Here is a 26,585-nt window from a genome sequence, read left to right on the forward strand (position 1 = left end):
TGACTGCCATGCCGAACGAGCCGACATGTTCAACACGCTGACCCGGCCGATCCTTGTCGCGTTGTTGCTCGCAGCAATAGGCAGCCTGACCGCCTGCAAGATCCTGCCGACGCCGTCGACGGAAAACGGCGGCACTGGCTCCGCGTTCAATCCGGACAAAATGGTCGAGGACATCTGGGCGGCGAAAGTGATACCCTATCTACAGCAGAAGGCCGGGCCGTTTGCCGAGGTTCATGCCTTGGCCAAGACCGATCCCGCCGCTGCCGGCGCCAAATACGGCAATCCGAAGAAGCAGGCGAATTCGCCATGGACCTTCGCGGTTCGGCTCATGGGCAAGGTCGTTGCAGCCAATACACAGTCACGCGCGGCGACGATGGACATCGATGCCGACGGCGACGGCAAGGCGGATGCGCGGGTGCAGATCGGCCCCGCCATGCGCGGAACCGCGCTGCGCGACAGCCTCGACTTCATCCAGTTCAACGATTTCACCAATCAGATTGACTTCGCCCAGTTCGGCAAGGCGTTCAACGCCTATGCCGACAGGGCCGTGCTTTCCAAGCTGCCGCGGGAGGCACTCGAGGGCCGCAGCGTCGAGGTACTTGGCGCCTATACGCCGGGTAGTGGCCAGGACCTGCCGCTGGTGACGCCGGCGGAGGCAGAGATCGGGCCGAAGCCATGAGCGGCGATCAAGATGTCATCCTGAAGCTGGAGGATGTCTCGAAAGTCTATTTCGGCACCGTCGCAGTCAAGCGGGCGAATTTCGAGGTGCGCAAGGGCGCGGTCAACGTGCTGGTCGGCGAAAACGGAGCCGGCAAATCGACGCTGATGAAGATCATCGCCGGTGTCGAGCAGCCGACACTCGGGCGCATCCTGCTGGACGGCGAGGAGGTTTCCTTCTCGTCATCCGGGGATGCGGTGAATCGCGGCATCGGCATGGTTTTCCAGGAGCTGAACCTGTTCGGCAATCTGACTGTCGCCGAAAATATTTTCGCCACCCGCGAGATCACCAATCGGTTCCGCAAGATCGACCGCAAAGAGCAGGAGCGCCGCGCGGCGGAATTCCTTGAACGCCTGGAAGCCGGCATCCGGCCGGACATGCTGGTCGAGGATCTGCGCATCGGCCAGCAGCAGCTGGTCGAGATCGCCAAGGCCGTTTCGCTCGATGCGCGCATCCTCATCATGGATGAACCGACCTCGGCGCTCAGCGCGGCGGAAGTCGAGATCCTGTTCAAGGTGATTGCCGACCTCAAGGCGCGTGGCGTGGCAATCGTCTACATCTCGCACCGGCTCGAGGAACTGATCCGCATCGGCGACACCATCACCGTGCTGCGCGACGGACGCATCACCGGCCAGGCGGAGATGAAAGACGTCGACACCCAGTGGATCGTGCGGCAGATGATCGGCTCGGACGCCAAGGACTTCGCCAAGGCCGACGGCCATGTGCCGGGCGAAGAGATATTCCGCGCCGAGGACATCTGCCTGCCGCGTGTAACCGGCGGGCTCGCGGTCGATCACGTCTCGCTGTCGCTGCGCGCCGGCGAGATCCTCGGCATCTACGGTTTGATGGGAGCCGGACGCAGCGAGCTGTTCGACTGCATCATGGGCCGCCACGGCCATTCGACCGGCACGATATTCATTGCCGGCAAAAAGGTGCACGAGCGCGACACGACGCGGCGCATCCGGCGCGGCCTGGCGCTGATCCCCGAAGACCGCCAGCGCGAAGGGCTGGTGTCGATCCTCTCCGTCGCCAGCAATCTGACTCTGGCCAGCCTGTCGCGGTTCGTGCGTCTGTTCCACATTCGTGGTGCCGCCGAACGGCAGGCGGTGACCCAGACGGTGCGCGAACTGGCCATCAAGGTCGCCGATCCGGCGCAGGAAGTCTCGTCGCTGTCGGGCGGCAACCAGCAGAAGGTGGTGATCGGCAAAGCGCTGCTCACTGGACCGAAGGTGCTGCTGATGGACGAGCCCAGCCGCGGCATCGACGTCGGCGCCAAGGCCGACGTGTTCCGCACCATGCGCAAGCTGTCGCGCAACGGCCTGGGGATCCTGTTTGCCACCTCGGATCTTGATGAGGTGATGGCGTTGTCCGACCGCATCGCAGTGATGAGCAATGGAAAATTGACCGGCATGTTCGACCGCGCCGAGGCGACGGAGGCCGCACTCGTCGCTGCCTCGGCCTTCGGCCACGGACCGGTCCCGCACGGAGAGCAAGGCGCATGACTGACATCCCAGCCAAGGCGACGGTCAACTCCATTTCGAGCGGCTCGGTCCTGCTGATGCTGATGAAGGCGAGGACGTTCATCGCGCTGATCGCCGTACTGTTATTCTTCTCGATAGCTGCCCCCAATTTCCTGTCGGCCGCCAATCTTATCCTGATGTCGAAGCACGTGGCGTTGAACGCATTCCTCGCAATGGGCATGACCTTCGTCATCATCACCGGCGGCATCGACCTGTCGGTCGGCTCGATCGTCGGCCTGTGCGGCATGGTGGCCGGCTATCTCGTGCTCAACGGCATCGACCTGCAGGTCGGCTATACCATCTATTTCAACGTCTTCGAGATCGCGCTGATCACGCTTGCCGTCGGCATATTGATCGGCGCCGTCAACGGGTTGCTGATCACCAGGCTTAACGTTGCGCCGTTCATCGCCACGCTCGGCGTGCTCTATGTCGCGCGCGGCCTGGCGCTGCTGTCGTCCGACGGGCGCACCTTCCCCAATCTCGTCGGCAAGCCGGAGCTCGGCACCACCGGGTTCGGCTTTCTTGGCGCCGGCCGGCTGCTTGGCCTGCCGGTCGCGCTGTGGATTTTGCTCGTTGTTGCGCTAGGGGCGGCCTATCTCGCCAAATACACCCCGCTCGGCCGCCATATCTTCGCCGTTGGCGGCAATGAGCGGGCGGCGCGGATTTCGGGCGTCCGCGTCAACATGGTGAAGATGTTCGTCTACATGTTCTCCGGCTTCTGCGCGGCGATCGTCGGGCTGATCATCTCGTCCGAACTGATGGCCTCGCATCCGGCGACTGGAGAGAGCTTCGAACTTAACGCCATTGCCGCGGCAGTGCTCGGCGGCACCTCGATGTCGGGGGGACGCGGTACCATCGGCGGCACCATTGTCGGCGCCTTCGTCATCGGCATCCTTTCGGACGGGCTGGTGATGATGGGGGTGAGCTCGTTCTGGCAAATGGTGATCAAGGGCCTCGTCATCATCGTCGCCGTCGTCGTCGACCAGGCACAGCGCCGGCTGCAGAGCCGTGTCACGCTGATGCAGATGGCAAAGGCCGGCTGACATGGAGGAGCTGCGTGGAGCGCTGATCGGCTGCGGCTTCTTTGCGGTCAACCAGATGCATGCCTGGCGCGACGTGGAGGGCGCCTCGATCGTCGCTATCTGCGACCGCGATCCGGACCGGCTGCGGGTCGTCGGCGACCAGTTCGGGGTCGCGCGGCGCTATACCGATGCGGCCGCGCTGTTTGCCGGCGAAAGGCTGGATTTCGTCGACATCGCCACCACCGCACCAAGCCACAGAACGCTCGTCGAGATGGCGGCGCAGCACGGCGTTCCGGCTATCTGCCAAAAACCGTTTGCGCCGACGCTTGCCGACGCCCAGGCGATGGTGAAGGCCTGCGCCGACGCCGGCGTGCCGTTGATGGTGCATGAAAATTTTCGCTGGCAGTCGCCGATCCAGGCGGTGCGTGCCGTGCTCGACAGCGGTGAGGTCGGCACGCCCTTCTTCGGACGGATCTCGTTCCGCTCGGCCTATGACGTGTTTTCCGGCCAGCCCTATCTGGCGACCGGAAGACGCTTCATCATCGAGGATCTGGGCATCCACCTCCTCGACATCGCCCGCTTTCTGCTGGGCGACGTCTCGACCGTCACCGCGCGAACGGCGCGCGTCAACCCTGGCATTGCCGGCGAGGACGTTGCGACGATGCTGATGGACCACACGAGCGGCGCCACTACCGTGGTCGATTGTAGCTATGCGACTAAGCTCGCTACCGAGCCGTTCCCCGAGACGCTGATCGAGATCGACGGCAGCGACGGCACGATCCGGCTGGCGCAGGGCTACCGCCTCACCGTCACCGGCAGGAGCGGGACGGCTGTCAGCGATGTCTCGCCACCGCTGCTGGCCTGGGCATCACGGCCGTGGCACAACGTCCAGGAAAGCGTCGTCGCCATTCAAAAGCATTGGGTCGATTGCCTGACCAACGGAACCGAGCCCGCGACCTCGGGCGCGGACAACCTCAAGACATTGGCGTTGGTCGAGGCAGCGTATGCCGGCGCCGCAAGCCGGGAGCCGGTGCAACTCGACGCCTTGCTGAAATGACAGCCGACGCCTTCCTCCTCTACGGCACACGTGCCGTTGAAGCCGAACCGGTCAGGCTGCGCGCCGGCGCGCTGACAGCGGACTTCGTCAACGGCAATCTGCGCACCATCCGGCACGGCGACACCGAAGTCCTGCGCGCCATCGCCTACATCGTCAGGGATCGCGACTGGGGCACCTACGAGCCGACGCTCACCGATTTAGTCATCGACCAGGGCGATGACGCTTTCTCCGTCAGCTATTCGGCAGGTTGTTTCGGGCCAGAGGGAAGCCGGCTCGACTTCCGCGCAACAATCAAGGGCTCCGCCGATGGCCAGTTGGTCTTCGACGTGAGCGCTCGTCCCGACAGCGATTTCGAAACCAATCGCTGTGGTTTCTGCATCCTGCATCCGATCGCCGGCGTGGCCGGCAGCCCGGTCACGGTCGAGCATACCGATGGCAGCGTGGTCGCGACCAGGCTTCCAGAGCTGATCGATCCCTGGCAGCCGTTCAAGGATCTGCGGGCGATCACCCACGAGGTCCGGCCCGGCGTCACCGCCGAATGCCGGATGGAAGGCGATACTTTCGAGATGGAGGACCAGCGCAACTGGTCGGATGCCTCCTACAAGACCTATGTCCGGCCGCTCGCGCTGCCATGGCCATACGTGCTGCCGGCCGGCGAGGCCTTCCGCCAAACCATCAGCTTGCGTATAGCGGGTCGCGGGAAAGTGCCGGCCGCCGCCGCGCGCGCCGAACCGATTCGTGTCAGGCTCGGCCAAGCCGGACCGGTGCTGCCGGATATCGGCGTGATCATCTACCCGGATGAGGTCGAGGCGGCGCTGGACAACCTGTCGGTGCTGTCCGAGCTTGGCCCGCAGCAATTGATGTTCCACTATGACCCGACGCGCGGCCACGGGCTTGCCGCCTTGCGGCCCTACGCCCGGCTCGCCGCCGCCTATCCGGTCCAGACAACGCTCGAATGTGTCATTGCCGGCGACGGCGATCTCGACGCCGAGCTTTCAGGCGTCGCCGACAGGGTGCGCCAGGCCGGGCTCAAGCTTTCGGCCATTGCCGTCTCGCCCTCGGTCGACCGGCAGTCGACGCCGCCGGGCAGCGCGTGGCCGCAATGCCCGCCGCTCGAAGATGTCTATGCCGCGGCGCGGCGTGCCTTTCCCGACATCCGCCTCGGCGGCGGCATGTTCAGCTATTTCACCGAACTCAATCGCAAGCGTGTGCCGGCCGACCCGCTCGATTTCGTCACGCATTGCACCTGCCCGATCGTGCACGCCGCCGACGATCTCAGCGTCATGCAATCGCTGGAGGCACTGCCTTTCATCACGGCGTCTGTACTGGCGGTCTTTGGAACAAAACCTTACCGGATCGGGCCGTCGACCATTGCCATGCGCCAGAACCCTTATGGCGGCGCGACCAAGGCCAATCCCGACCGTCTGCGCATTGCCATGGCCGACCGCGACGCTCGCCACACCGGGCTGTTCGGCGCCGCATGGACGATCGGCTATGCCGCCCGCGTTGCGCCGGCCGGGCTCGAAATGCTCACGCTCTGCAGCTTCACCGGACCATTCGGCGTACTGGCCTCGTCGGGCGAACCTGTCGAAGAAGGTACACCTCGGCCGATTTTCCACGCGGTGAAAGGACTTTGCGAGCTGGCCGGCCATGCGCATGTGGCGGCGACAACGACTGATGAGACGCGGATGCTGGCACTGGCCGGCCGCTCCCAGACAGGCAAGATCATCGTCTGGCTGGCGAACCTTACCCCGGACGACGTTCCGGTCGACGTTTCCGGGCTCGGCTCCGATCAGGGCCCTCTCAAGATTTGGGATGGACGAATGTCACGCCAGATTCAGCAAGACGCGTCGGGCCGAGACCGTCTTGTGATGACGCCCTATGCAATCGTGCGGGTCGGCTGAAGTCATTTGCCGAGGCTCACGGGTAGCCGCCTTCCGCAGCGGTTGCCCGCAGCCGCAGCACTTCCGTTGCCGACTTGTCACCGGATTTGCTTTCGAAACTCGCCTGGCGCCATTCCAGTTGTCCTGGAAAAAAGACGGCTGAACGAGGCGACGTCTTGATATCCCACCCGATAACAAATTTCTGAAACGCTCAGTTTCGTTTCCTCAAGCATGGATTTTGCCAACTCCAGCCGCCGTTCCTGGATCCATTTTCCCGGCGTTGTCTGGAGTTCGTCGAAAAATCTGCGAGACAGGGTTCGCGAAGACATGCCCAATTCGGTTGCGAGAAATTTCAGATCGATTTCCGACATCTTGTCTTTCGAGAGCTCGCGCAGCCTATTCTCGAATGGGCTGGCCTCGTTCGAAATTCCATCGAGAGAAAATTCATAGGGACTCTGGAATGTGCGCGGCGGAGGGAGAACCAGAAGTTTTCGGATGATCCGCTCCTCCTTTGAGAAGCCCAGATCGATCAGCAAAGCCCTGGCGAGTTCGAGCCCGGAAAACCCGCCTCCGCATGTGTAAAGGCGGTCCTGGCGAATGAGCAAGCGGGAAGCGTCCCATCGCACTTGCGGAAACCGGCGGCTTGCCTCGGCTTTCAGCCACCAGGATATCGTTGCGCGTTTGCCGTCCAATAATCCTGAATTGGCGAGTAGATAACATGCACCGCAATGTGCTGCGATGATTGCGCCCTGCTGTTGTGCGAGCGCGATCAGCGGTTTTGAATGTTCACTCTCGTCGTCGAGCGAGCGCAGAAGCTCCGGAATCTCGACACCCGGCATCGCAATGAGAATCAGGACATCCATTTTCCGGGATGGTTGAGCCTTTGTCGGGAAGGAAATTCCGGTGCTTGATGCCGACGGCGCGCCCCTTGAAACGAACTCACAGGAGAGAACCTGCGCACGGCAGACGTCATTCACAAGCTGAAACATTTCCACGAGCGTCGAGACGACGGCCGAATAGAAATTCGACGGCAGCCAGATCACAACGTGGAGGCTCCTGTCAGCCATTGCGGTTCTCCCGGTGTCGTTCTCGTCGAGTGGCAAGTCTAGCATAGTCTTTGTCAAAATTGCCAATTCAAGAAAAAGCGCGGCGCCTCCCGAAGGGCCTAAGCGGGCTTGCTGACGAAAGCGGGCCGCGGAAATCCATGGCTGGGAAGATGCGAATGCTGAAATCGTTGAATGAAAACACGCGGCAAATTCATCGGATTCAGACGGCAACAGAAAACTGCGTCGGTCCGGGCTCGGGCTGATCTGTGGTCAGTCAATAGGCCGAGAACACGGTCCCGACCGCGACGCCAGTAGGAACCTGCACTTGATTTTCAGTTGCCGGAATTCATGACGTAGAGCGCACGCGAGCGTTCGAGGTGCTTGATCATCGCCTTCTCGGCGCCATCAGCATCCTTGGCTTCGATGCGTCCGATGATCTCTTCGTGCTCGGTCAGCGTGAACTTTTCCTTGCCGGTCCAGATCAGCATTTCGGTGTGGTATTCCTTTAGCCAGCCAAGCATTGCATCGCTGATGGCGACATAGATCGGGTTGCCGGATATTGCCGCGATCTGGGTGTGGAATTTCATGTCGGCGGATATGAAGGCTTCCGAGTCGCCACGATGGCTGCGCTGCTCGGCGACCGTTGCCCGCAGCCGCTGCACGTCCTCGGCGGTTGCCTTCTCCGCGGCTTCCCTCACCATGCCGCGCTCGAAGAAGATGCGCGCGTTCTTGAGGTGCTCGAGCGTGTCCTTCGATGACGACAGGATGATCTTGGCCGCGCCGTCGACCTGCTTGATGATCGACTTGGCGGTCAGCTGCAGCACCTTGGCACGCTCACCATGCGAGATCGCGACCAGCCCCATATTGCTCAACGCCTGCATCGCCTCGCGGATCGCTGGCCTGCCGACCTCGAAGCGCTCCATCAGTTCGCGCTCCGACGGCATGTCATCACCCGGCAGCAATTCGCCGCTGGTGATCAAGCGCTTCAGCCTTAGGAATACTTCGTCGGAAAGCTTGCGCCGGACGATCGGCTCCGAACGGTTCATCGTCGCGAATCACTCCTTTGACCGGCCTATACCTAGCATTTCCGACGTGAATCCCGGAACGCCTGTTGCCGGCTCGCCCTTACCTGCCAAGCCGGATAGGGCTTGCAATGCTTATGTACTCATTATACCAGATTTCGAGGGCCAAGGAACCTTTTTCGAACCATCCCGGCAGGCCGCGCGAATATGATTGTTCTCACCTATCGCATCGAAACGCCCGGCAATATCGAGGCGCTGGCGGCCAAGATCGCAAGCGACCAGTCGACCGGAACCTTCGTCGCGCTGGCCGGCGAGACCGAAGAGCTCAAGGCCAGGGTCGCGGCGAGGGTCCTGGCGATACGGCATCTGCCGGATGCGGATCGGCCGTCTCTTCCCGAAACCGGTTCCGGAGCAAGCCCCGAATCCAGCAACGGCCCGGTCAAGCGCGCCGACGTCGACATCGCGTTTCCGCTGGACGCCATCGGCACCGACCTGTCGGCGCTGATGACCATCGCCATCGGCGGCACGTTTTCGATCAAGGGCCTGTCCGGCATTCGTGTGGTCGACATGAAGCTACCCGAGGAGTACCGGGGCGCGCATCCGGGCCCGCAATTCGGCGTCAGGGGCAGCCGCAGGCTGACCGGCGTCGCGGATCGTCCGATCATCGGGACCATCGTCAAGCCGGCGCTGGGGCTCCGTCCGCACGAGACGGCCGCGATGGTGCAAGAGCTGATTGCCGCCGGCGTCGATTTCATCAAGGACGACGAGAAGCTGATGAGCCCGGCCTATTCACCGCTGTCGGAGCGGGTGAGGGCAATCATGCCGCTGATCTTCGACCACGAGCAGAAGACCGGCAAGAAGGTCATGTATGCCTTCGGCATTTCACATGCCGATCCCGACGAGATGATGCGAAACCACGACCTGGTGGCAAAGGCCGGCGGCAATTGCGCGGTGGTCAACATCAATTCGATCGGTTTCGGCGGTATGGCTTACCTCCGAAAACGCTCCAGCCTGGTGCTCCATGCCCACCGCAATGGCTGGGACATTCTCACCCGTCATCCCGGCCTCGGCATGGATTTCAAGGTCTGGCAGCAGTTCTGGCGCCTGCTTGGCGTCGACCAGTTCCAGATCAACGGCATCGCCTCGAAATACTGGGAACCCGACTGGTCCTTTGTCGAATCCTTCAAGGCGGTGACAACGCCGATCTTTTCGCCGGCCGATTGCGCATTGCCGGTCGCCGGCTCCGGCCAGTGGGGCGGGCAGGCGCCTGAAACCTTCCAGCGAACCGGCCGGACGGTCGATCTTCTCTATCTCTGCGGCGGTGGCATCGTCAGCCACCCGGACGGGCCGGGCGCCGGCGTCCGCGCCGTGCAGCAAGCCTGGCAGGCGGCGGTCCAAGACATCCCGTTGGCGGATTATGCCTTGAGCCATGTCGAGCTGGCGCGGTCGATCGAGAAGTTCGGCGGCGGCGAGGCGGCCTGACGCCATGCAAAACCTGCTTCTGAGTTACTATGGCGACGACCTGACCGGCTCGACCGACGTCATGGAGGCGCTCGAGCTCGGCGGCGTGCCGACCGTCCTGTTCATGCGCCAGCCGGACGAGGCGCTGCTTTCGCAATTTGCACATTACCGCGCCCTCGGACTGGCCGGCACTAGCCGCAGTGAGACACCGCAGTGGATGGACACGCATCTGCGAGATGCCTTCGCTTGGCTGAAGACCGTCCACGCCGAGATCTGTCACTACAAGGTCTGCTCGACCTTCGATTCCAGCCCAGCAATCGGCAGCATCGGCCGGGCGATCGAGATCGGCCGCTCGGTTTTCCGGCAAGACGGCGTGCCGCTGGTGGTCGGCGCGCCGCAGCTGAAGCGCTACACCGCCTTCGGTCATCTGTTCGCAGCCTATCGCGAAAAATATTTCCGCATCGACCGCCATCCCGTGATGAGCCGCCATCCGACCACGCCGATGGACGAATCCGACCTGCTGATCCATCTGTCGCGCCAGACCGACCTCAGCTCTGGGCTGGTCGACCTGGCGACGCTGCAGTCTGCGTCGCGGTCGGAAGCATTCGACCGGCTTGTGGAGAATGGCACAGGTATCGTGCTTGTCGATGTCGATAGCCTGGAAACCCAGGCGCTTGCCGGCAAGGAGATTTGGCGCGCTCGCAAGCCGGGCGGTTATTTCGTCGTCGGCTCTTCGGGCATCGAATATGCCTTGCTGGCCGAATGGGCATCGAACCGGATCGTGGATGCCAAACCCGCATTTTCGCCGCCGGGCGCTGCCGACAGGATCGCCGTGGTCTCGGGGAGCTGCTCGCCGACGACGGAACGACAGATCCGGCATGCCCTTGCCGAAGGCTTCGACGGGATCGAGCTCGACCCGGTCGAACTGGTTTCTGAGGCGTCGAACGACGCTATTGCGCGCGCGGTTGCAACCGGCCGCTCCAGCCTACGGGCCGGGCGGAGCGTCATCCTCTACACCGCGCTCGGACCTGCGGCCGACCGCGGTGCAGAAATCGATCTCCGGGAAGGCGCCCGCCATAAGCTCGGCCGCGGCCTTGGCGAGCTTCTCCGCGGACTGACGCTTCAAGAGAAGCTGCTGCGTGTGGTCATCGCCGGCGGCGACACGTCGAGCCATGCACTTGGCCAGATGGGCGTCGACGCGCTGACTGTGCGAATGCCGCTGCCGGCATCGCCGGGCTCGCCACTTTGTGTGGCGCATTCACGCATAAAGGCGATCGACGGGCTGGAAATTGCCCTCAAGGGCGGGCAGGTCGGAACCGACCGCTATTTCTGCGCTATTCGCGATGGGGTCGGCGGTTGAGAGCGGGGAATATCAGGTCAAATCGGTGATGCTCATCCAGATCTAGGATAATCATTAGCCGGCAAACCAGAAAACTTCAGGCGTTTAGATCGGCGGCAATGCCACTCATCCCGCTATCTTGTACGGCCTATTGCCCTGCTTGGATGATACTGACGGGCATAGGCGACACAGGCGTCCACCGTGCTGACACAGAGCGCATCGCGGTTGTTCGGCAGGTTATTGTCGCCGGCGTAGGCAACCTCGGCAACATGACCGTCAACCATTCGAATTTGCGTGTTGCAATAGCCGCCGGGGGCGACGTTGACGGAGCCTCCGAGCGCCGGGACGGGGCCAATAGCCACGGTCGGAACGACAATGTTGAGATTGCCGCGCTGAACGACGCGCTGATAGGTCCAGATCTGGCCGGATTTGCCGACATCGGCAGTGGCGGTCGGAAAGCCGGCGCACATTCGAACGTCCGCCTCGCTAAGGCCGACCATCTCCTTGCGGGCGGCCGCCGCCGTGGCGTCTTCCTTCGCAGTGCTCGAGGTGTCGTCGGGCATGACGCAGGAAGACAGGATGGCGGCGCTTGCCGATAGAAGGAGAAGGGCAAGCTTTCGGGTGTGGAAAGATGTCATACCAACTTCGGATTGCACGGGAGCCCCGAATGCCAACCTAGGAAGTGGGCCAATCGAGTCAACCGGTAGAAAATTCACGAAGCCGTTTGGTACGCCACTCCGTCGCACGCATCTGCTGCAAGAGGTTGAGGCTGCCGCCGTGACCTCGCGCCCTATCTTCCGCCCGGGCATCGGATTTCCCAAACTGATCCCTTCTTGTCAGATGTGCTGGCGCACGGTGCTGTGACTTTGGTTCGGCCGACGGTGTGCTAGTTTCAGCCAATTGCTCCGGAGACGTCATGCCTATCAAGCTGCAAGAAATCGCCCTCGCTCTTCTGCTGTTGGTTGCCGGAGCTGGGGTCGGTCATGCGGAGACGGCCCAGCGGCCGCCGCCCACAGGCGGGGTTCTCTCGCTCCTGCCACCGCCGCAGACTTCCGATCATTCGATCGTCATTGCCGGACGCACGCTCGATTACGAGGCCAAGGCCGGCACGCTGTCATTGCCGTCCGGTAAAGGCGATATCACCGCCGAGATTTTCTATGTCGCCTATGCTCTGCACCCCGGGAAAGACATGGGACCGGATCCGCGGCGCCCGATCACCTTCGTGTTCAATGGCGGTCCGGGAGCAGCTTCCGCGTATCTTCATCTCGGCGCGCTCGGTCCGCGGGTCCTGGCGACGGCGGCCGATGGAAGTTTCCTGCCGCCGCCACAGAGGCTGTTCGATAACCCCGACACTTGGCTTGACATGACCGACTTGGTCTTTGTGGACCCTGTCGGAACCGGTTACAGCCGTGAAGCGCCCGGCACGGAAGCACACAGCTTCTGGGGCGTCAGTCAGGACGCAGCGTCGATAGGCGCGTTTATCCGGCTTTATCTGGCGCAGACTAACCGAACGGCATCGCCAGTCTTCCTGGCTGGCGAAAGCTATGGCGGCTTTCGAGCAGCATTGCTCGCCAGGAAGCTTCAGGAAGACATCGGCATCAGCCCGAGTGGCGTCGTGCTGATCTCGCCGGCGCTCGAATTCACACTGGTGCGCCCGGACGAGTTCCAGCCGCTCCACTGGGCGCTGGAACTGCCGTCGCTGGCGGCAGTGCGCCTGCACAGCGAAGGCGTTTCCGGCCCGGCTCTGCAGGAGCGGCTGGCCGAAGTCGAACGCTATGCGCTCGGCGATTATCTGGCCGCGCTGGCCGGTGGGCTGGAGCAAGGTGGACGCCTGGCGAGCCAGCGTGTCGCCGCAATCACCGGTCTGCCGCTCGATCTGGTTCAGCGGCACTTTGCACGCATTCCCATAGGGCTCTTCGCCAAGGAGTTTGCACGGGCAAAGGGCAATGTTCTCAGCGCCTATGACGGCAACATCGCGACAGCGGACGTGGCGCCAGAGAGCCTGGGAGTCGAGGGTCCCGATCCGGTGCTCGATCGAAGCGTGCCGGCGCTCACCTCCGCTTTCGTCGGCTATGTGCGTGATGAATTGAACTTCCGCACGGATATCAGCTATCGGCTTCTCAACCGCGAAGTCAGCGGCAATTGGGACTATGGAACTAGCCCGACGCGTCAGGGCTATGCGGGTGTTATGGACGACCTTCAGCAGGCGCGCACGCTGAACCCCAGCCTCGGCGTGCTGATCGTCAACGGCTACAGCGATCTGGTGACGCCGTACATGGGCTCGCGCTACCTGCTTGGTCAAATTCCTTCGCTTGCCGGCGCAAAGCCCATTCGCAGCGAGGTGCTGGAAGGCGGGCACATGATGTATCTGAGGCCGGATGGGCGGGCGGCACTGAAGCAGGCTGCGTCCGAGCTTTACCGAACGACGCAATGAGACGGTTTGTGCAAAAAAGCGCCGGATGCGCTGTTCGCCCTCTCATCAGGCCCTAGTTCCATCGCGATTGATCGGTTACACACCTAGGATGGCGTCTTTTAGCGACGTTCGACAGCGAATTAGCCGGCTCTCAAGAATCGCGCCACTGGCGCGGCGTGCTGCCGAGCGGGCCATTCGGAATACCAGGCCACACAGGCTGACAAGCCTTGTCGACCGCTGGAATGCGCTGTCGCTGGCCACGCAGTTCCTGCTCGCGGGTGGTCTATTCTCCCTGTCGGCCATGGTGGTGGTGGGGATTTCAGTCACGAGCCACATAGAAGCCGTGGTCACGCAGAATTCGGCTTCCGCTACGGCTCTTTACGTGGACAGCGTTATCGCGCCGCTGCTTCCGGATATGCGCAAGAGCGAACTCCTCGACGAGAGCGTCGCCCATGCGCTCGATGAAACGCTGGGGCAAGGGGCACTCGGCACAAGGCTCGAATCCTTCAAGCTCTGGCGTCGCGACGGAACCATCCTGTATTCGACGGACAAGACATTGATGGGCAAGCGCTTTGAACCCAGCGACAATCTCCGGGCGGCATTCGCAGGCCAAATGGTTTCGGAGTTCGACAAGCTCGACGATCCGGACAGCGAGGCCGAAAGAGCCAGCGGCTTGCATCTCCTCGAGATCTACAATCCGGTGCTGCAGCCATGGTCGGGGGAAGTGGTGGCCGTTTCGGAATTCTACGAGGTCGCCACTGATTTTGAAAGAAACCTGCATCAGGCACTCATTCGAACCTGGCTGGACGTTGCCGCCGTCACAGCGGCCTTCTTTCTCGGGCTGTCGGCAATCGTGTTCCGTGGCAGCCGCACGATCAGTTCGCAGAGCCGCTCGTTGAAGCAGCGCATTGCCGAGCTTTCCGATCTGCTTGCTCAAAACAGACTGTTGAGGCTGCGGGTGCAGCGTGCCTCGCAGCGTGCCACCGCAGTTAACGAACGCTATCTCAGGCGCATCGGTGCGGACTTGCACGATGGCCCCGCGCAACTGGTTGCTCTCGCGGCGCTGGGGATCGACAGCCCCGTCATTGGCGATCCCGCTACGCCGCAATCGAAGCGTGCACAGGAATTGCTGGCCATCAAGGCACATCTGGACAATGCCATGCGCGAGATCAGGAGCATCAGCAAGGGCCTTGTCCTGCCGCATATCGAGCATGCCGAACTGGGTGAAATTCTCGAGCTTGCCGTGCAGGCGCACGAAGAACGAACCGGAGCCAAAGTGAGATTATCGATGACCGGCGGCCATGCGACGTTGTCGCCGGCGGCCAAGATCTGCATCTTCCGCTTCGTCCAGGAGGCGCTGAACAATGGATTCCGTCATGCCGGAGGTGAACGTCAGTCGGTGGAGCAACATTTCGACGGCGAGCGCGTTTGTATCGAAGTGTCCGACGCCGGCCCCGGCTTTGACCCGCAAATCGTACGTCCCGAGAGGCTGGGGCTCGTTGGGCTACGCGAGCGGGTGGAAAGCCTCGGGGGCCAGTTTACCGTGACTTCCTCGCAGAGTGGCACAGTCGTAAAAATGGCTCTCAACATCGTTGAAATGGGGCAGACATGACAGCAGCCATCAAGCTCGCCATCGTCGACGACCACCCGCTGTTCAGAGAAGGCGTTGTGCGCACGCTCGATCAGATCGGCGGGTTCGAGATCGTCGGTGAAGGAAGCAGCAGAGACGATGCCCTGCGGATAATCGTAGACCAGCGGCCCGACATTCTGCTGATGGACATCTCGGTTCCTGGCGGTGGCCTTGGCGTGATCGGACCGGCCCTGGAGCGGCATCCGGCACTGAAAATCGTGATGCTGACCGTTTCGGAAGAAAACCAGCACGTGATGACGGCGTTGCAGAGCGGGGCAAGGGGTTATGTTCTGAAGGGGGTCGGCTCGAGGACATTGGCCGCTATTCTGCGCACGGTAGCGTCGGGCGAGCGATATGTCTGTCCACAATTATCGGCGCGCCTGTTGGCCGATCTGTCGGCTCAATCAAAAGAGCCGGCGAAAGCTGACGGACTTGCCTACCTCACCAGCCGCGAAAGGGAGATCCTGACGCTGGTGGCCGCGGGACTGAGCAACAAGCGGATCGGGCTTCGGCTGAACCTGCATGAGAAAACGATAAAGCACCACATGACGCGAATCCTGGCCAAGCTCAACGTCAGCAACAGGACCGAAGCCGCGATGACCTTGCGCGACGCGACTGAGCGCCGGCATCCGCCTGTTCGTGATCATGCTTGAGCCGAAATTGCCGCACGGCGCGGCAATGTGAACTGGCCCTCAGTTGATCATTTCAAGCAACCTGTCCCGATCGGAACGCGTCGCCAGGCGCCGAATGATGGTGCGGCCCTTGGCGTCCCGCATTTCATATTGGCCGCTATCAATGCGCTCGCTGAGGCCGTTCGAATGCACCACGCCAATGCTCGGCCCGCTCACCTCGACCCGGTCTCCCGTGGTTGCATTGATGAAGAGTTTCGGCTTGCTGTCGGGGTTTGCCGCAGGGGCCAGATCAGGGGGATTGTCCACCTGCGACTTTGCTTTGTCCTTGCCCGCATTGCTATTCGAGTTTGAGTTGCCAGAGTTTCCACCTGGATCGCCGGAATTGCCGTTCCCGTTGCCATTGCCATTTCCGTCCCCGCTGCCACTACCACCATCTTTGGCCCAGGCAGTTTGCGGGCCGAGCGTCGGCGACGGTCCGTCGAACATGACGCGATAGGGGCTCACGACGAGAATGAAGGTCAACACGACTACAGAAAAGCCGACACGACGTCCTCGTGAAGATCCGGTCCTTCGTCTCCGGGTCGTCATCAGTGAACTTGCCAGTCGCATGTCGGAAATGCCCTCAACCATACGGCTCTGTCGTACTGCCTCCTGTTCGAATTCGTGTGATGCTTAAAACAATGGTTTGCATCCGGGACGTCAAGACCCACCAGTTCCACGATGGTAACTGGTGGGTCTCGCTAGCGCAGGAAGGGACTATTTACTGCGCAAGTTTTTTGCCTTCCTTTGGTTGCGTCTCTCGGCGAAAGCGCCGACTTCCCACTATCAGCCAACTATGAATCCAATTGCCGTGATCCCGAAACACAGGCCAAATAACGGAAAAAGCAGCCAACGTGCCTGGTGAACGCTCGGGTCCATAGCGGCCTCCTGTAACAGTCGGCATCGCAACGGGGCCATCGGAACTCGGTTCCTGAAACTGTCGCGTTTCGGGCTTTTGCGATAGCAGCCTCGGACCAAAGTTTGGCCATGCAGGTCCTTGGTCGACAGTCTTACAGACTGAAGTCCAATACCAGGGGCAATGGACCCCGCCCTGCGTTCGGCGCCCTTTGTATCCACCTGGCGGCAGCGATCCACCGCTTCCCTCGAATGCTTTGCGTTCCTGGCACTATGGCAACAGCGACGTTGGTCCACTGCTATGTCGTTGAAACGTCATCAATACAGACCCATATCTAAGCTGCGTCGGATGTCTCCTCCCATTGCGTCCGGCGCGTTCCCCTCTGGAGGTTACAGACCTTCACACTTGGCCGGGCTCAACAGTCCGGCCTTTTCTTTGGCGATTGCTTTTATCGGCACCGGCACCGAGGACTATTTCAACACGGCATGGTGCCCGACACAGTAGCGCGCCGCCTCAGCTGCGAGGTGGAAGTTGCTGGACAGACCAGGTGTTGCCGTCGGGATCCTCAAAGAAGACAAATCTGCCCCAGGGAAAATCCTTGATATCGCTGACCTCGATACCTTGAGCGGCCAGGTACCGGTGTGCCTCATCGATATCGGGCACGACCAGTTGCAGGCCCTTTATGGATCCCGGGGGGCTGTCGACGAGGCCCTTGCCCATGGCAATCGAACAGGCCGAACCGGGCGGCGTCAATTGCACGAAACGTATCTCGTCGCTTACGGTGTGGTCGTGATCGAGATGAAAGCCGACCTTGCCAACATAAAAGGTGATTGCTCTATCGACGTCCGATACTGGGATCGGGACTAGTTCCAGCTTCCAATCCATGACAGCCCTTTCGCAGCTTGATTGCCAAGTGGTGCCGAACACCGTGGGCGACATCCCAGCATCTTCCCAATGCCATTGTCGGCGCGGGCCGCTCAATCAGTCAAGAGATCCAGGGTCCGGTCGGAGACTTCAAGGCCGGGTCGGCCAAAGCTCCCCACGCCAGGCGATTTTCACAGGACCACGAAACAATTATCTCCGGTCGCCGTTTTGCCCGCAGAACCTTTCGAGGAGGCGACGATGAGCGCAACCGCCTTGGACGTTTTTGACAAAACGCTGCAAATAACAAACATCTGGCTTGACGAGATCATGGCAGATCTTGGTCCGGATCGACACGTCGCCTGGCATGCATTGGGCGCCGTTCTGCGAACCCTTCGCGACAGGCTACAGATCGGACTGGCGGCCAAATTGGGAGCGGAACTGCCGCTGCTCGTGCGCGGCGCCTACTATGATCGCTATCGGCCCGCCGACATGCCCGACAAGACACGCTCGCTCGAGGAGTTCCTGCAACACATCGCCGATGAATTGAAATCGACCCGTCCTGTCGATCCCGAGGATGCGGCACGCTCAGTGCTGCGTGTGCTTGCACGGCATATCGACCTTGGCCAGTCGGCAAAGGTGCGGGATGCGCTGCCAAAGGAAATCCAGGTCCTCTGGCCTGAAAGCGTGGGTGTAAAATAGCGGCGATCCTGCTCATGCGGACGCGCGACGGACCGAAGCTTCGAACGTAAGCGGGTCTGGTCGACCCCCGGTGGCGCTACGTGCCGCCGGTGGGCAGCCGACGTGAGCTGTCGTGGCTTAACCTGGAAAGATCGTGAAGCCGCCGTCGACGCGGATTACCTGTCCGTTGATGAAGCGCGCGCGCGGACCGGCGAGGAAGGCCACCGCTTCGGCGATCTCTTCAGGCTCCGCATACCGGTTCAGCGATTTCTTGCTCGAATCCATGCGCTGCGGATCGACCACGCGGCTCGCCTGGAACCGTGCCGTCTTGGTGGCGCCAGGGCTCACCGCATTGACGCGTACGCCATCGTCGATCAGTTCCTTGGCGAGGCAGCGCGTATAATGGACGACGGCTGCCTTGAGCGTCGAGTAGACCACTTCGGGCGAGCATCCGATATGCGCTGCCGCCGAGGCAATGTTGATTACCGAGCCCGAGCCGCGCTTGACCATAGGCGGAACGAACGCCTGGCAGACCAACATCGTGCCGATAAGGTTGTTCTCGGTTAGAACCTTGATGTCTTCGTAGTCGATGTCGAGCGCGTTGTTGGGACTGGGCTTTACGCCCTTGGCGCCGATGTCGCCGCCGGCGCAGTTGACCAAGACGTGCACGTCGCCGAGATCCGCCTCGATCTTCCTCCTCATTTCGGCGACGGCCTGCTTGTCGCCGATGTTGCCGGTGACCGCGGTGATGCGCGTCCCATGCTTCTCCAAGCCCCTGGCAGAGTCGCCGAGGTCCGCGAATTCGCCATATTGAGATGGCCGGGTCCAATCGAGGTCGTGGACCGCGACGTTTGCGCCAAGTTCGGCCAAGCGGTCGGCCATCACGCGGCCGAGGCCGCGTCCCGAGCCGGTGACGAAGGCGGTCAGGCCGCTGAGTTCTCGGGCAGTCATGCTGATTTCTCCATTGCAATGAAATCGAACTTCATCATGTTGGCGGCGCTGCGCCGGATCATGTCGAGCTCGTACGAAACGAGCGCACCGTCATCATCGCGCTCCCATGGCGTGCGGTAGTCGGCGTCGTCCGCAAGGCGGTTCAGGCGCGCAGCACTCAGGCAGGCCGCGAATTCGCGGGCGGTCTTCGGCGCATATCCGTTCCACCAGTCGTCGGTGAGACAGCGAACGTGACGGGCCTCCAGCGCGCCGGGCTCAAGCACCGCCGTCAGCGTGTCGTGGTGCTCGCCAAGGATGGCTGCCAGTTCGGCGAATGGCACGGCGCCGTCGCCGATCGCGCAGCGGACCAGACGGTAGCCGGCATCCGTGAACTGGACGCGATAATCCTTGAGGTGAACGTGGCGGACATGGGGCGCGATCCGGCGCGTGAAGGCAAGCGGCGCCTCGCCGACAGGAAAGGTGTTGCCGGTGTCGTAGGTGATGCCGACACCCGGCCCGCCGAGTTCGCAGAACGCAACCAGTTCGTCGCTGCCGAAGTCCTGATGGTTCTCGATGCCGAGCACGCGGCCCTCCGCCGCCGCACGCGGCCCCCATTCCGTCAAGGCAGCGCGAATCGTTGCGTTGAACTCGCTCCATTTCGGACCCCAGGCATTGCGGTCGCCGCACAGGACAGGCGTCAGTGCGATACGGATCGTCGTCGCCTCGAGCAGGCGCGCAGCCCGAAAGGCGTTGTCCAGCGGACCTGCCACGAGCAGTCCGCCGCTCACTACCGGAATGATGTCCAGCGCGGCCAGACGCCTGCGCAGCGCGACAATCTCGGCGTCCGTTAATTCGGTCAACCAAGGCTCGTAGATCTCGAGCGTGCGCGCGCCCAGTTCCTGCGCCAGTGCTATGAAGCCTTCCAGCCCCGCGCCGTCCGGATTGTGCCGCGGCGTGCCGCGGCCCTGCAGGCCGAGATAGTAGGTCAGTCCGTAGGGGTTGAGGCCGAGACGAAGCATCAGCTTCGCGGTTCCAATGGAGAGCGGAGAGGCGTCACTAGCGCAGACCGGCATCGACGGTTATGGACTGTTTGGTGATCATGCGGCTGTCGTCTGCCGCAAGGAAGAGCACTGTCCGTGCAATCTCCTCGCCCAGGAGGACGCGGCGGATCAGTTGCCGCTGCATCGTCTGGTCGACTGCCTCCTGCGTCTTGAACCACAGCTCGCGCTGTCGCTCGGTCATGACGGCGCCGGGTTCGACTGCGTTGACGCGGATGTTGTCCGGTCCGAACGACCGCGCCAATGCACGCGTCAGCGCCACCACAGCCCCCTTTGCGGTGGCATAGGCCACCATCTGGTCCGCTCCGAACCGCCAGGCGATGGAAGAGAAGTTTATGATCGAGCCGAAGCCGAGTTCCTTCATATGCGGATGCACTGCTTGCGCGGCGAAGAAGTGATGCCGGAGATTGACGTCGAAGCTGCTGTCCCAATATTCGGCCGTCACCGCATCGATGGGATGGCGCTGATCATTGGCAGCGTTATTCACCAGGACGGCAATCGGACCGAGCCGCGCGCGCACGGCTTTTATCGACGCCTGCAGCGCATCGACGTCGGTTACATCGCAGTGGAGATATAAGGGAGGCTGCCCGGAGGCACCACCGAGCTCGCGCACCAACGCCTCCGCTGGCTCATCCTGCACATCGAGAAAGGCTACCCGGGCGCCATTCGAGGCGAAGGCGCGGACCATATCGGCCCCGATGCCGGAGGCGCCGCCGGAGATCAGCACGACCCGATCGGTCAAGCTCGGATAAGTCGCGAATTGTACGGACATCAAACTACAGAAGCGCCTTGGTTGTTGGATCGAACAGACAGGCACGCGACATATCGATGCCGAGCGTTATCGTCTCGCCCATGACGGGAGCGTCGTCCGGCTCGAAACGGCCGGTGATCTCCAGGTCACCCAGCCTGAGCACGGCAAGCGTCTCGGCCCCGGTCGGCTCGACCAGTTCGACCGGGGCCTGCATGGACGCCACGGCCGGTTTGCGCGACTTCAGGTCGGTCGTGAAACGGTAGACATGTTCCGGCCGGATACCGAGCACGACCTCATTTGGCGCACCGGCGGGCATCGGCGCGGCAAGGGCAAGGCTGGCGTCGCTGCCGTCAGCGGCGCGTACCGAGATGCTGGTCGAGCCGGTAAGCCGGGCGGGGATGAAATTCATCGCCGGCGATCCCATGAAACCGGCAACAAACATGTTGGTCGGCCGGTCGTAGATCCGCTTCGGCGTGTCGAACTGCTGTACCGAGCCCTGGTTCATCACCGCAATGCGGGATGCAAGCGTCATCGCCTCGACCTGATCGTGGGTGACGTACACCGTGGTCTTGCCGACCCGATGGTGAAGCTTCTTGATTTCGGTACGCATATCGACGCGCAGCTTGGCGTCGAGGTTGGACAGAGGCTCGTCGAACAGAAACAGCTTCGGGTCGCGGACGAGGGCGCGCCCCATAGCAACGCGCTGCCGCTGGCCGCCCGAGAGCTGGCCGGGCTTGCGTTTAAGCAGCTGTTCGATCTGCAGGAGTGCGGCAACCCGCTGGACAGCTTCCGCTTGCGCCGCTTTTGGCACGCCGCGGCTCTCCATGCCGAAGGTGATGTTTTGGCGCACCGTCATCGTGGGATAGAGGGCGTATGACTGGAACACCATCGCAATGTCGCGGTCCTTGGGTTGCACCGAGTTCACCAGCCGGTCGCCGATCCAGATCTCTCCCGACGTGACGGTTTCTAGTCCGGCGATCATGGCGAGCAAGGTTGACTTGCCGCAACCCGACGGGCCAACAAGGGCGACGAATTCTCCGGTCTTAGCCTCGAGATTGATGCCGGCAAGAATCTCGAGCGAGCCGTAGCTCTTGTGAAGGTTGCGGATCATCAACGCGGACATAGGCGACGCCTCATTTGATGGCGCCCTGGGTGAGGCCGCGCACGAAGTATTTTCCACCGAACAAGTAGATCAGCAGCGGTGGCAACGCGCCGATCAGCACGGCTGCGCTCATCACATCGTAAGCACGTGCGGTCGTGCCGCCGGCCGTGAGCGCGACCAACGCCGCCGTGATCGGCTGCTGCTGGCCCGATGTGAAGACGACGCCGAACAAATACTCGTTCCAGATGCCGGTGAACTGCCAGATGACTGTGACGATCAGAATGGGCGGCGACAGGGGCAGGATGATCTTGCGGAAGATCCGCCAGAAGCCAGCGCCGTCGATGCGTGCCGCCTTGATAAGGTCGTCCGGTATGCTGACGTAGAAATTGCGGCAGAACAGGGTGGTGAACGAGATGCCCTGGACGACATGTATCAACACCAGCCCGTATGTGGAGTTGGTGAGGCCGAGCTTGCCGAGCAGGAACGCCCACGGCATCAGCGAAATCTGGCCGGGCATGAATACGCCGAGCAGCATCAGATTGAAAATCAGTTCGGAACCTCTGAAGCGCCATTTGGAGAGGATGTAGCCGTTCATGGCGCCGAGAATGGTCGAGATGATGGTGGCGGGGATCGTCATCGCCAGCGAGTTGAAGAAATTGCGCTTCATCCCCTCGCAGGTACCGCTGACACAGTAGGATCCCCAGGCCTGCGCCCACGCATCGAACCGGAAGCTGCGGGGCAGGGAGATGAGGCCGTTGCGGGCAATCTCCGACTGCTCGCGCAATGAGTTGAAGATCACCACCAGCAATGGCACGAGATAGACGACCGCGAAAAGCGTCAGCACGGCATAGACAAGGAAGCGGCTCCAGAAATGCCGGCGCGTAGCCGCGGCAGCTTCCGGATCAAAACGGGCATTCGGGGCAATTTCAGCCATTGCGGCCCTCCGCCCGCCGGCGCCAGACGATCCACAAGGAGTACGGCACCAGCACCACCGCGACCGCCGCGAGCATCATCATCGCCGCGGCGGCACCCTCGCCGATTTGGCCGCGCTGGAACATCAGGTCGTAGACATAGATGGCGGGGAAGGTGGTGGACACACCTGGCCCGCCCCGCGTCAACGCCGCCACCAGGTCGAAGGTCTTGATGGCGAATTGTATCTGAATGACCGCCACCGCCAGGAATATCGGAGCGATGGTTGGCAGGATGACCCTGCGATAGGTCCGGAAAACCGACGCGCCGTCGATTTGCGCGGCTTTGACGAGATCCGGATCGACGGACCGTAGACCAGCCAGGAAAAGTGCCATTGCGAAGCCGGACGACTGCCAGATACCGGTTATGATCACCGCATAGATCGCGGTGTTGCGGTTGGCCGTCAGGGCGAAGCTGAAGTCGGTCCAGCCAAGCCCTCGAACGAAGGCCTGGATACCGTCGACAGGATTATACAGCCAACTCCACACCGTGCCGGTGACGATGAAGGACACCGCCAACGGATAGAGGAAGATGGTGCGCCAAACCGCCTCGCCGCGGACGCGCTGGTCGATCGCGATGGCGAGCAGCAGGCCAACCGCCATCGAGCCAACGATATAGAAGCCGCTGAACAGGAAGAGATTCGTATAGGCGATGTTCCAGCGCCGGTTTGCCCAGAGCGAAGCGTAATTGTCCAGGCCGACGAACCCATAGGTCGGCAACAGCGACGAATTGGACAGCGAGATGTAGAGCGTCCAGAGCGTGAAGACGAAAACATAGATGAAACTCGCCGCTATCGACGGCGCCAGCACCAGAATGGGCACCATCGTGCCCAGGCGCTCGCGCCACGGACGGGCCGCGGCAGCTGCAGCTGGTACTATCAGATCATGGGTGGACATCGGGCTGCTCCGGCGAGGTCTGGCCGGGCGCTTCGCCCCCGGCCATCATCGGCAGCGTCACTTCTGCGCTTCGGCCGCATCCGCCATCGCATTGGCCGCGTCCTGCGCACTCATATCCGGCGTGGCCACAAACTCGGTAATTGTATCCATGATTGCGCCGCGGACCTTTTGCGGCACCGTCATGTTGTGCGCCATCGAACGCACGAGCGTGCCGGCGGCGATCGAGGCTTGCAGATCCTTTTGCGAGAGTTGCTGGCAGGGATTGAAGCCGTTCGAGAGATCGACGTCGAGACGGGCTGGTATCGAGCCTTTGGTCTGATTGAAAATGGTCTGGAACTCGGGCGACAAGATAGTGCTCGCAAGCAGCTTTTGGCCCTCGATATAGTCCGGGTCCTTCTGCTTGAAGAACACGACCGAGTCTGAATTCAAGATGAAGCCAGGCTTGCCCCAATCGGTCGGCGCCTGGGCGCAGATATAGTCGGTGCCCTCCTTGAAGCCGCCGGCCGTCAGCAGGCCGAGCGTCCAGTCGCCCATGATGTGGAAAGCGGCCTCGCCACGGCCGACCAGGTGCGACATGGTATCCCAGTCACGCCCGTTCATGCCGGGATCCATGTACTTCGAAGTCATGGTGCGGAACTGCTCGAAGGCCTTGACCATGCCGTCGCTGCGCATGGCATCGACGTCGCCCTCAACGAAAGCTTTCCTGTAGAGATCGAGGTCCTGACCGTACACGACCACTTCGAAGACGGTCGAGTCGGTCCAGTCGGCGGTCGAGTGCGAAATGCAGATCTTGCCGCTGGCCACGATCTTGTCGCAGGCGGCGTTGAATTCCGCCCATGTCTTTGGCATCTCGGTGACGCCCGCGTCCTTCATGACCTTCGGCGATGCCCACAGCCAGTTGATGCGGTGGATGTTCATCGGCGCCGCCACCCAATTTCCGGTCGGCTTCATCACCGGCAGCAATTCGGGAGCGACGACCTTCTCCCAATTTTCGGCCTTCGCCAGGTCGTCGAGATTGGCTGTCATGCCCGTCTCGTTCCATTCGGCGATTTCGGGGCCCTTGAGCTGCACAGCGGGAGGAGCGTTGCCGGCGATCACATCGGCACGCAGTTTGGCCAATGTATTGGCCGTATGGCCTGCGATGGAGGTCTGCTGCCAGGTGCCGCCCTTGGCGGTAAACATCTCGCCGAGCTTGGCGATAGCCTGGGCGTCCGATCCGGTGGCCCATTGATGCAAGAGGTTGGTCTTGGGCTCCGCGAGCGCTGTTCCGGTAGCCAAGGTGAAGGCGGTAGCGGCCGCAAAGGCCGTCCTCAGATATTTCATCGTTTCACTCCCATATGTGATGCACGGTTCGTATCGACCGCTTGTGGCCCGCGATTTGAGGTCGTGGCCGGTGAGATGCCGTAATCTCCGTTCTTTCCAAGATGACATATTTGAGCTATCAGTCAACGTGCTTTGTGCTCATCATGAACAAACCTTCGCTTAGAAATTGGCTAATCGACAGGCCGTCCGCGTCGCCGGAGAGCCTGATCGTCCGATGCCTGCGTGAGCGCGGCGTGCTTTCTGCGTCGCAAATTACCCGCATTACCGGTTTGGCGCGGTCGACGGTTTCAACCGCGCTCAATGGCTTGAGAAAGTCGGGGATGGTGATCGAATCCTCGGCCCATCATGACGCGGCCAGGGGTATTGGCAGGCCTGCCGCGACATTGACGCTCAATCCCGCCGCGGGCACCTGCGTCGGCATCCATCTGGGCCTCGACGAGATGCGGTGCGTCGTCGCCGACGTCTCGCATTCTTTCGTTGCCGAACAAACTATCCCCATGGGTCTGGACTACCAGCCGCAACAGGCGGCCCAGCTCGCCAAGTCAGTAATTGCCCGATGCTACGAAGAGAACGGTCTGCCGATGGCGGGGCTCCTGGGGGTTGGGGTCTCCGTCTCGGGCCCAGTCAGCCGCGAAGGAGTGGTGCTGCGCGCGAGTATCGTTCCGACCTGGGCCGGGGTCAACATCCGCGATGTGTTCGGGCCGGTCCTCGAACAGCCGATCTTCGCCGACAATGAGAGCAACTGCTCGGCCATTGCGGAGTTGATGTGGGGTGCGGCCGTCGGCCAGGACGACTTCGTGCTGTTCAAGGTCGATCTGGGCGTCGGCGGGGCCATTGTCCAGCACGGCCGGCTGGTAAGCGGCATCGCCGGCGGCGCCGGAGAATTTGGGCACATCAGCATCGATCCCGGCGGCGACCTTTGCCGGTGCGGCAATCGCGGATGCCTGGAGCTCTATGCCAGCTTTGCCCGGCCGCTCGAGCAGATTTCGCGCATCGTGCGGCGGCCGGTCACGATGGACGATGTGATCATGATGGCCGAGCAGGGCGACGTGAGGGCGCTGCGAATGATCGAGGACACCGCCGAGTTCGCCGGCCGTGGCCTTGGCTTGATCGGTTCGGTGCTCAATCCGCCGCTCATCATCATCGGCGGCCGCATGGCCTTGGCGGGCGACATTCTCCTGGCGCCACTGATCGCGTCATATGAACGCCACACGCTCATCAAGTCCCGCGATGTGGTGCCCGCGCTGCGCACACGGATAATCGTTGGCAAGCACACGGAGAACGACGCATTGCTCGGCGCGGTCGGCCTCGTGCTGCGCCACAACAGCCGGCTTCAATGATCCGGCTTCGCTTCGAGCGGTGCTCTGATTTTACGA

Annotated in this window: 24 protein-coding genes and 1 pseudogene; 13 read left to right on the top strand and 12 right to left on the bottom strand. The window is 62.0% G+C overall.

Features of this window, described 5'->3' with window-relative positions; all coding sequences use genetic code 11:
- Positions 1-25 precede the first annotated feature (25 nt).
- Genes RQ479_RS29365 through RQ479_RS29385 form a run of 5 tightly spaced genes read left to right on the top strand, consistent with a single transcriptional unit; the run spans position 26 to position 6,221 of the window.
- Positions 26-679, top strand: a complete 654-nt coding sequence (locus tag RQ479_RS29365; protein WP_352516976.1) for a DUF2291 family protein — start codon at positions 26-28, stop codon at positions 677-679.
- Positions 676-2,220: a sugar ABC transporter ATP-binding protein gene (locus tag RQ479_RS29370; protein WP_376703327.1), complete on the top strand. Its 1,545-nt coding sequence runs from the start codon at positions 676-678 to the stop codon at positions 2,218-2,220. Before RQ479_RS29365 ends, RQ479_RS29370 begins: the two co-directional genes overlap by 4 nt.
- Positions 2,217-3,281 carry an ABC transporter permease gene (locus RQ479_RS29375; protein ID WP_376703328.1) on the top strand — a complete coding sequence of 355 codons (1,065 nt, stop codon included), beginning with the start codon at positions 2,217-2,219 and terminating at the stop codon, positions 3,279-3,281. The genes RQ479_RS29370 and RQ479_RS29375 overlap by 4 nt, the downstream gene beginning before the upstream one ends.
- A gap of 1 nt (position 3,282) precedes the next feature.
- Positions 3,283-4,317 carry a Gfo/Idh/MocA family protein gene (locus RQ479_RS29380; RefSeq protein ID WP_376703329.1) on the top strand — a complete coding sequence of 345 codons (1,035 nt, stop codon included), beginning with the start codon at positions 3,283-3,285 and terminating at the stop codon, positions 4,315-4,317.
- A complete protein-coding gene (locus RQ479_RS29385) occupies positions 4,314-6,221 on the top strand; it encodes a hypothetical protein (RefSeq protein ID WP_376703330.1) in 1,908 nt (635 codons plus the stop codon). The genes RQ479_RS29380 and RQ479_RS29385 overlap by 4 nt, the downstream gene beginning before the upstream one ends.
- Positions 6,222-6,298: 77 nt before the next feature.
- On the opposite strand, the gene RQ479_RS29390 is transcribed toward RQ479_RS29385, so the two are convergent.
- Both RQ479_RS29390 and RQ479_RS29395 read right to left on the bottom strand, forming a co-directional pair.
- Entirely contained in the window at positions 6,299-7,267 is a 969-nt protein-coding gene (locus tag RQ479_RS29390) for a helix-turn-helix domain-containing protein (protein ID WP_352466730.1), read from the bottom strand.
- A gap of 311 nt (positions 7,268-7,578) precedes the next feature.
- Positions 7,579-8,292 carry a transcriptional regulator NanR gene (locus tag RQ479_RS29395; RefSeq protein WP_376703331.1) on the bottom strand — a complete coding sequence of 238 codons (714 nt, stop codon included), beginning with the start codon at positions 8,290-8,292 and terminating at the stop codon, positions 7,579-7,581.
- Between the two features lie 183 nt (positions 8,293-8,475).
- On the opposite strand from RQ479_RS29395, the gene oiaX reads away from it, so the two are divergent.
- On the top strand, positions 8,476-9,750 hold the full coding sequence (oiaX, locus tag RQ479_RS29400) for a 3-oxo-isoapionate-4-phosphate decarboxylase OiaX (RefSeq protein ID WP_352466732.1): 1,275 nt from the start codon (positions 8,476-8,478) through the stop codon (positions 9,748-9,750).
- 4 nt (positions 9,751-9,754) lie between these two features.
- Positions 9,755-11,089 (top strand): four-carbon acid sugar kinase family protein, encoded by a 1,335-nt coding sequence (locus RQ479_RS29405; RefSeq protein WP_376703332.1) that lies wholly within the window; start codon positions 9,755-9,757, stop codon positions 11,087-11,089.
- Between the two features lie 113 nt (positions 11,090-11,202).
- Here RQ479_RS29405 and RQ479_RS29410 read toward each other — a convergent pair whose 3' ends face one another.
- Positions 11,203-11,706, bottom strand: a complete 504-nt coding sequence (locus RQ479_RS29410) for a hypothetical protein (protein ID WP_376703333.1) — start codon at positions 11,704-11,706, stop codon at positions 11,203-11,205.
- Between the two features lie 278 nt (positions 11,707-11,984).
- On the opposite strand from RQ479_RS29410, the gene RQ479_RS29415 reads away from it, so the two are divergent.
- The 3 genes from RQ479_RS29415 to RQ479_RS29425 all read left to right on the top strand — a co-directional run bounded on the left by RQ479_RS29415 (position 11,985) and on the right by RQ479_RS29425 (position 15,764).
- Positions 11,985-13,502 carry a S10 family peptidase gene (locus RQ479_RS29415; protein WP_376703334.1) on the top strand — a complete coding sequence of 506 codons (1,518 nt, stop codon included), beginning with the start codon at positions 11,985-11,987 and terminating at the stop codon, positions 13,500-13,502.
- Between the two features lie 88 nt (positions 13,503-13,590).
- On the top strand, positions 13,591-15,093 hold the full coding sequence (locus tag RQ479_RS29420) for a sensor histidine kinase (RefSeq protein WP_376703335.1): 1,503 nt from the start codon (positions 13,591-13,593) through the stop codon (positions 15,091-15,093).
- Positions 15,090-15,764 carry a LuxR C-terminal-related transcriptional regulator gene (locus RQ479_RS29425; RefSeq protein WP_376703336.1) on the top strand — a complete coding sequence of 225 codons (675 nt, stop codon included), beginning with the start codon at positions 15,090-15,092 and terminating at the stop codon, positions 15,762-15,764. The genes RQ479_RS29420 and RQ479_RS29425 overlap by 4 nt, the downstream gene beginning before the upstream one ends.
- Before the next feature lie 39 nt (positions 15,765-15,803).
- Here RQ479_RS29425 and RQ479_RS29430 read toward each other — a convergent pair whose 3' ends face one another.
- Both RQ479_RS29430 and RQ479_RS29435 read right to left on the bottom strand, forming a co-directional pair.
- Positions 15,804-16,265: a hypothetical protein gene (locus RQ479_RS29430; protein ID WP_376703337.1), complete on the bottom strand. Its 462-nt coding sequence runs from the start codon at positions 16,263-16,265 to the stop codon at positions 15,804-15,806.
- Positions 16,266-17,151: 886 nt separating this feature from the next.
- Positions 17,152-17,577: a VOC family protein gene (locus tag RQ479_RS29435; protein WP_376703338.1), complete on the bottom strand. Its 426-nt coding sequence runs from the start codon at positions 17,575-17,577 to the stop codon at positions 17,152-17,154.
- A 183-nt stretch (positions 17,578-17,760) separates the two neighbouring features.
- Between RQ479_RS29435 and RQ479_RS29440 the strand changes: the two genes are divergently transcribed.
- Positions 17,761-18,201 (top strand): DUF2267 domain-containing protein, encoded by a 441-nt coding sequence (locus RQ479_RS29440; RefSeq protein WP_376703339.1) that lies wholly within the window; start codon positions 17,761-17,763, stop codon positions 18,199-18,201.
- A 117-nt stretch (positions 18,202-18,318) separates the two neighbouring features.
- Here the strand turns inward: RQ479_RS29440 and RQ479_RS29445 are convergent, their stop codons facing one another.
- Genes RQ479_RS29445 through RQ479_RS29475 form a run of 7 tightly spaced genes read right to left on the bottom strand, consistent with a single transcriptional unit; the run spans position 18,319 to position 25,209 of the window.
- Positions 18,319-19,131 carry an SDR family NAD(P)-dependent oxidoreductase gene (locus RQ479_RS29445; RefSeq protein WP_376703340.1) on the bottom strand — a complete coding sequence of 271 codons (813 nt, stop codon included), beginning with the start codon at positions 19,129-19,131 and terminating at the stop codon, positions 18,319-18,321.
- On the bottom strand, positions 19,128-20,129 hold the full coding sequence (locus tag RQ479_RS29450) for a sugar phosphate isomerase/epimerase family protein (protein ID WP_376703341.1): 1,002 nt from the start codon (positions 20,127-20,129) through the stop codon (positions 19,128-19,130). The genes RQ479_RS29445 and RQ479_RS29450 overlap by 4 nt, the downstream gene beginning before the upstream one ends.
- A 37-nt stretch (positions 20,130-20,166) precedes the next feature.
- On the bottom strand, positions 20,167-20,940 hold the full coding sequence (locus tag RQ479_RS29455; RefSeq protein WP_376703342.1) for an SDR family NAD(P)-dependent oxidoreductase: 774 nt from the start codon (positions 20,938-20,940) through the stop codon (positions 20,167-20,169).
- Positions 20,941-20,944: 4 nt separating this feature from the next.
- Complete coding sequence (locus RQ479_RS29460) at positions 20,945-22,042, bottom strand: ABC transporter ATP-binding protein (protein WP_376703343.1); 1,098 nt, start codon at positions 22,040-22,042, stop codon at positions 20,945-20,947.
- 10 nt (positions 22,043-22,052) lie between these two features.
- Complete coding sequence (locus tag RQ479_RS29465; protein WP_376703344.1) at positions 22,053-22,955, bottom strand: carbohydrate ABC transporter permease; 903 nt, start codon at positions 22,953-22,955, stop codon at positions 22,053-22,055.
- Positions 22,948-23,886 (bottom strand): sugar ABC transporter permease, encoded by a 939-nt coding sequence (locus tag RQ479_RS29470; protein ID WP_352466746.1) that lies wholly within the window; start codon positions 23,884-23,886, stop codon positions 22,948-22,950. The genes RQ479_RS29465 and RQ479_RS29470 overlap by 8 nt, the downstream gene beginning before the upstream one ends.
- A 57-nt stretch (positions 23,887-23,943) precedes the next feature.
- On the bottom strand, positions 23,944-25,209 hold the full coding sequence (locus RQ479_RS29475; RefSeq protein ID WP_376703345.1) for an ABC transporter substrate-binding protein: 1,266 nt from the start codon (positions 25,207-25,209) through the stop codon (positions 23,944-23,946).
- Positions 25,210-25,352: 143 nt separating this feature from the next.
- Between RQ479_RS29475 and RQ479_RS29480 the strand changes: the two are divergent.
- A pseudogene (locus tag RQ479_RS29480) lies at positions 25,353-25,481 on the top strand (hypothetical protein); the annotation flags it as partial.
- Positions 25,482-25,529: 48 nt separating this feature from the next.
- Positions 25,530-26,549 carry an ROK family protein gene (locus tag RQ479_RS29485; protein WP_376706037.1) on the top strand — a complete coding sequence of 340 codons (1,020 nt, stop codon included), beginning with the start codon at positions 25,530-25,532 and terminating at the stop codon, positions 26,547-26,549.
- Positions 26,550-26,585 lie beyond the last annotated feature (36 nt).

This window comes from Mesorhizobium sp. ISC25 (genome assembly GCF_042295465.1).
In the GTDB taxonomy this organism is placed as follows: Bacteria; Pseudomonadota; Alphaproteobacteria; order Rhizobiales; family Rhizobiaceae; genus Mesorhizobium.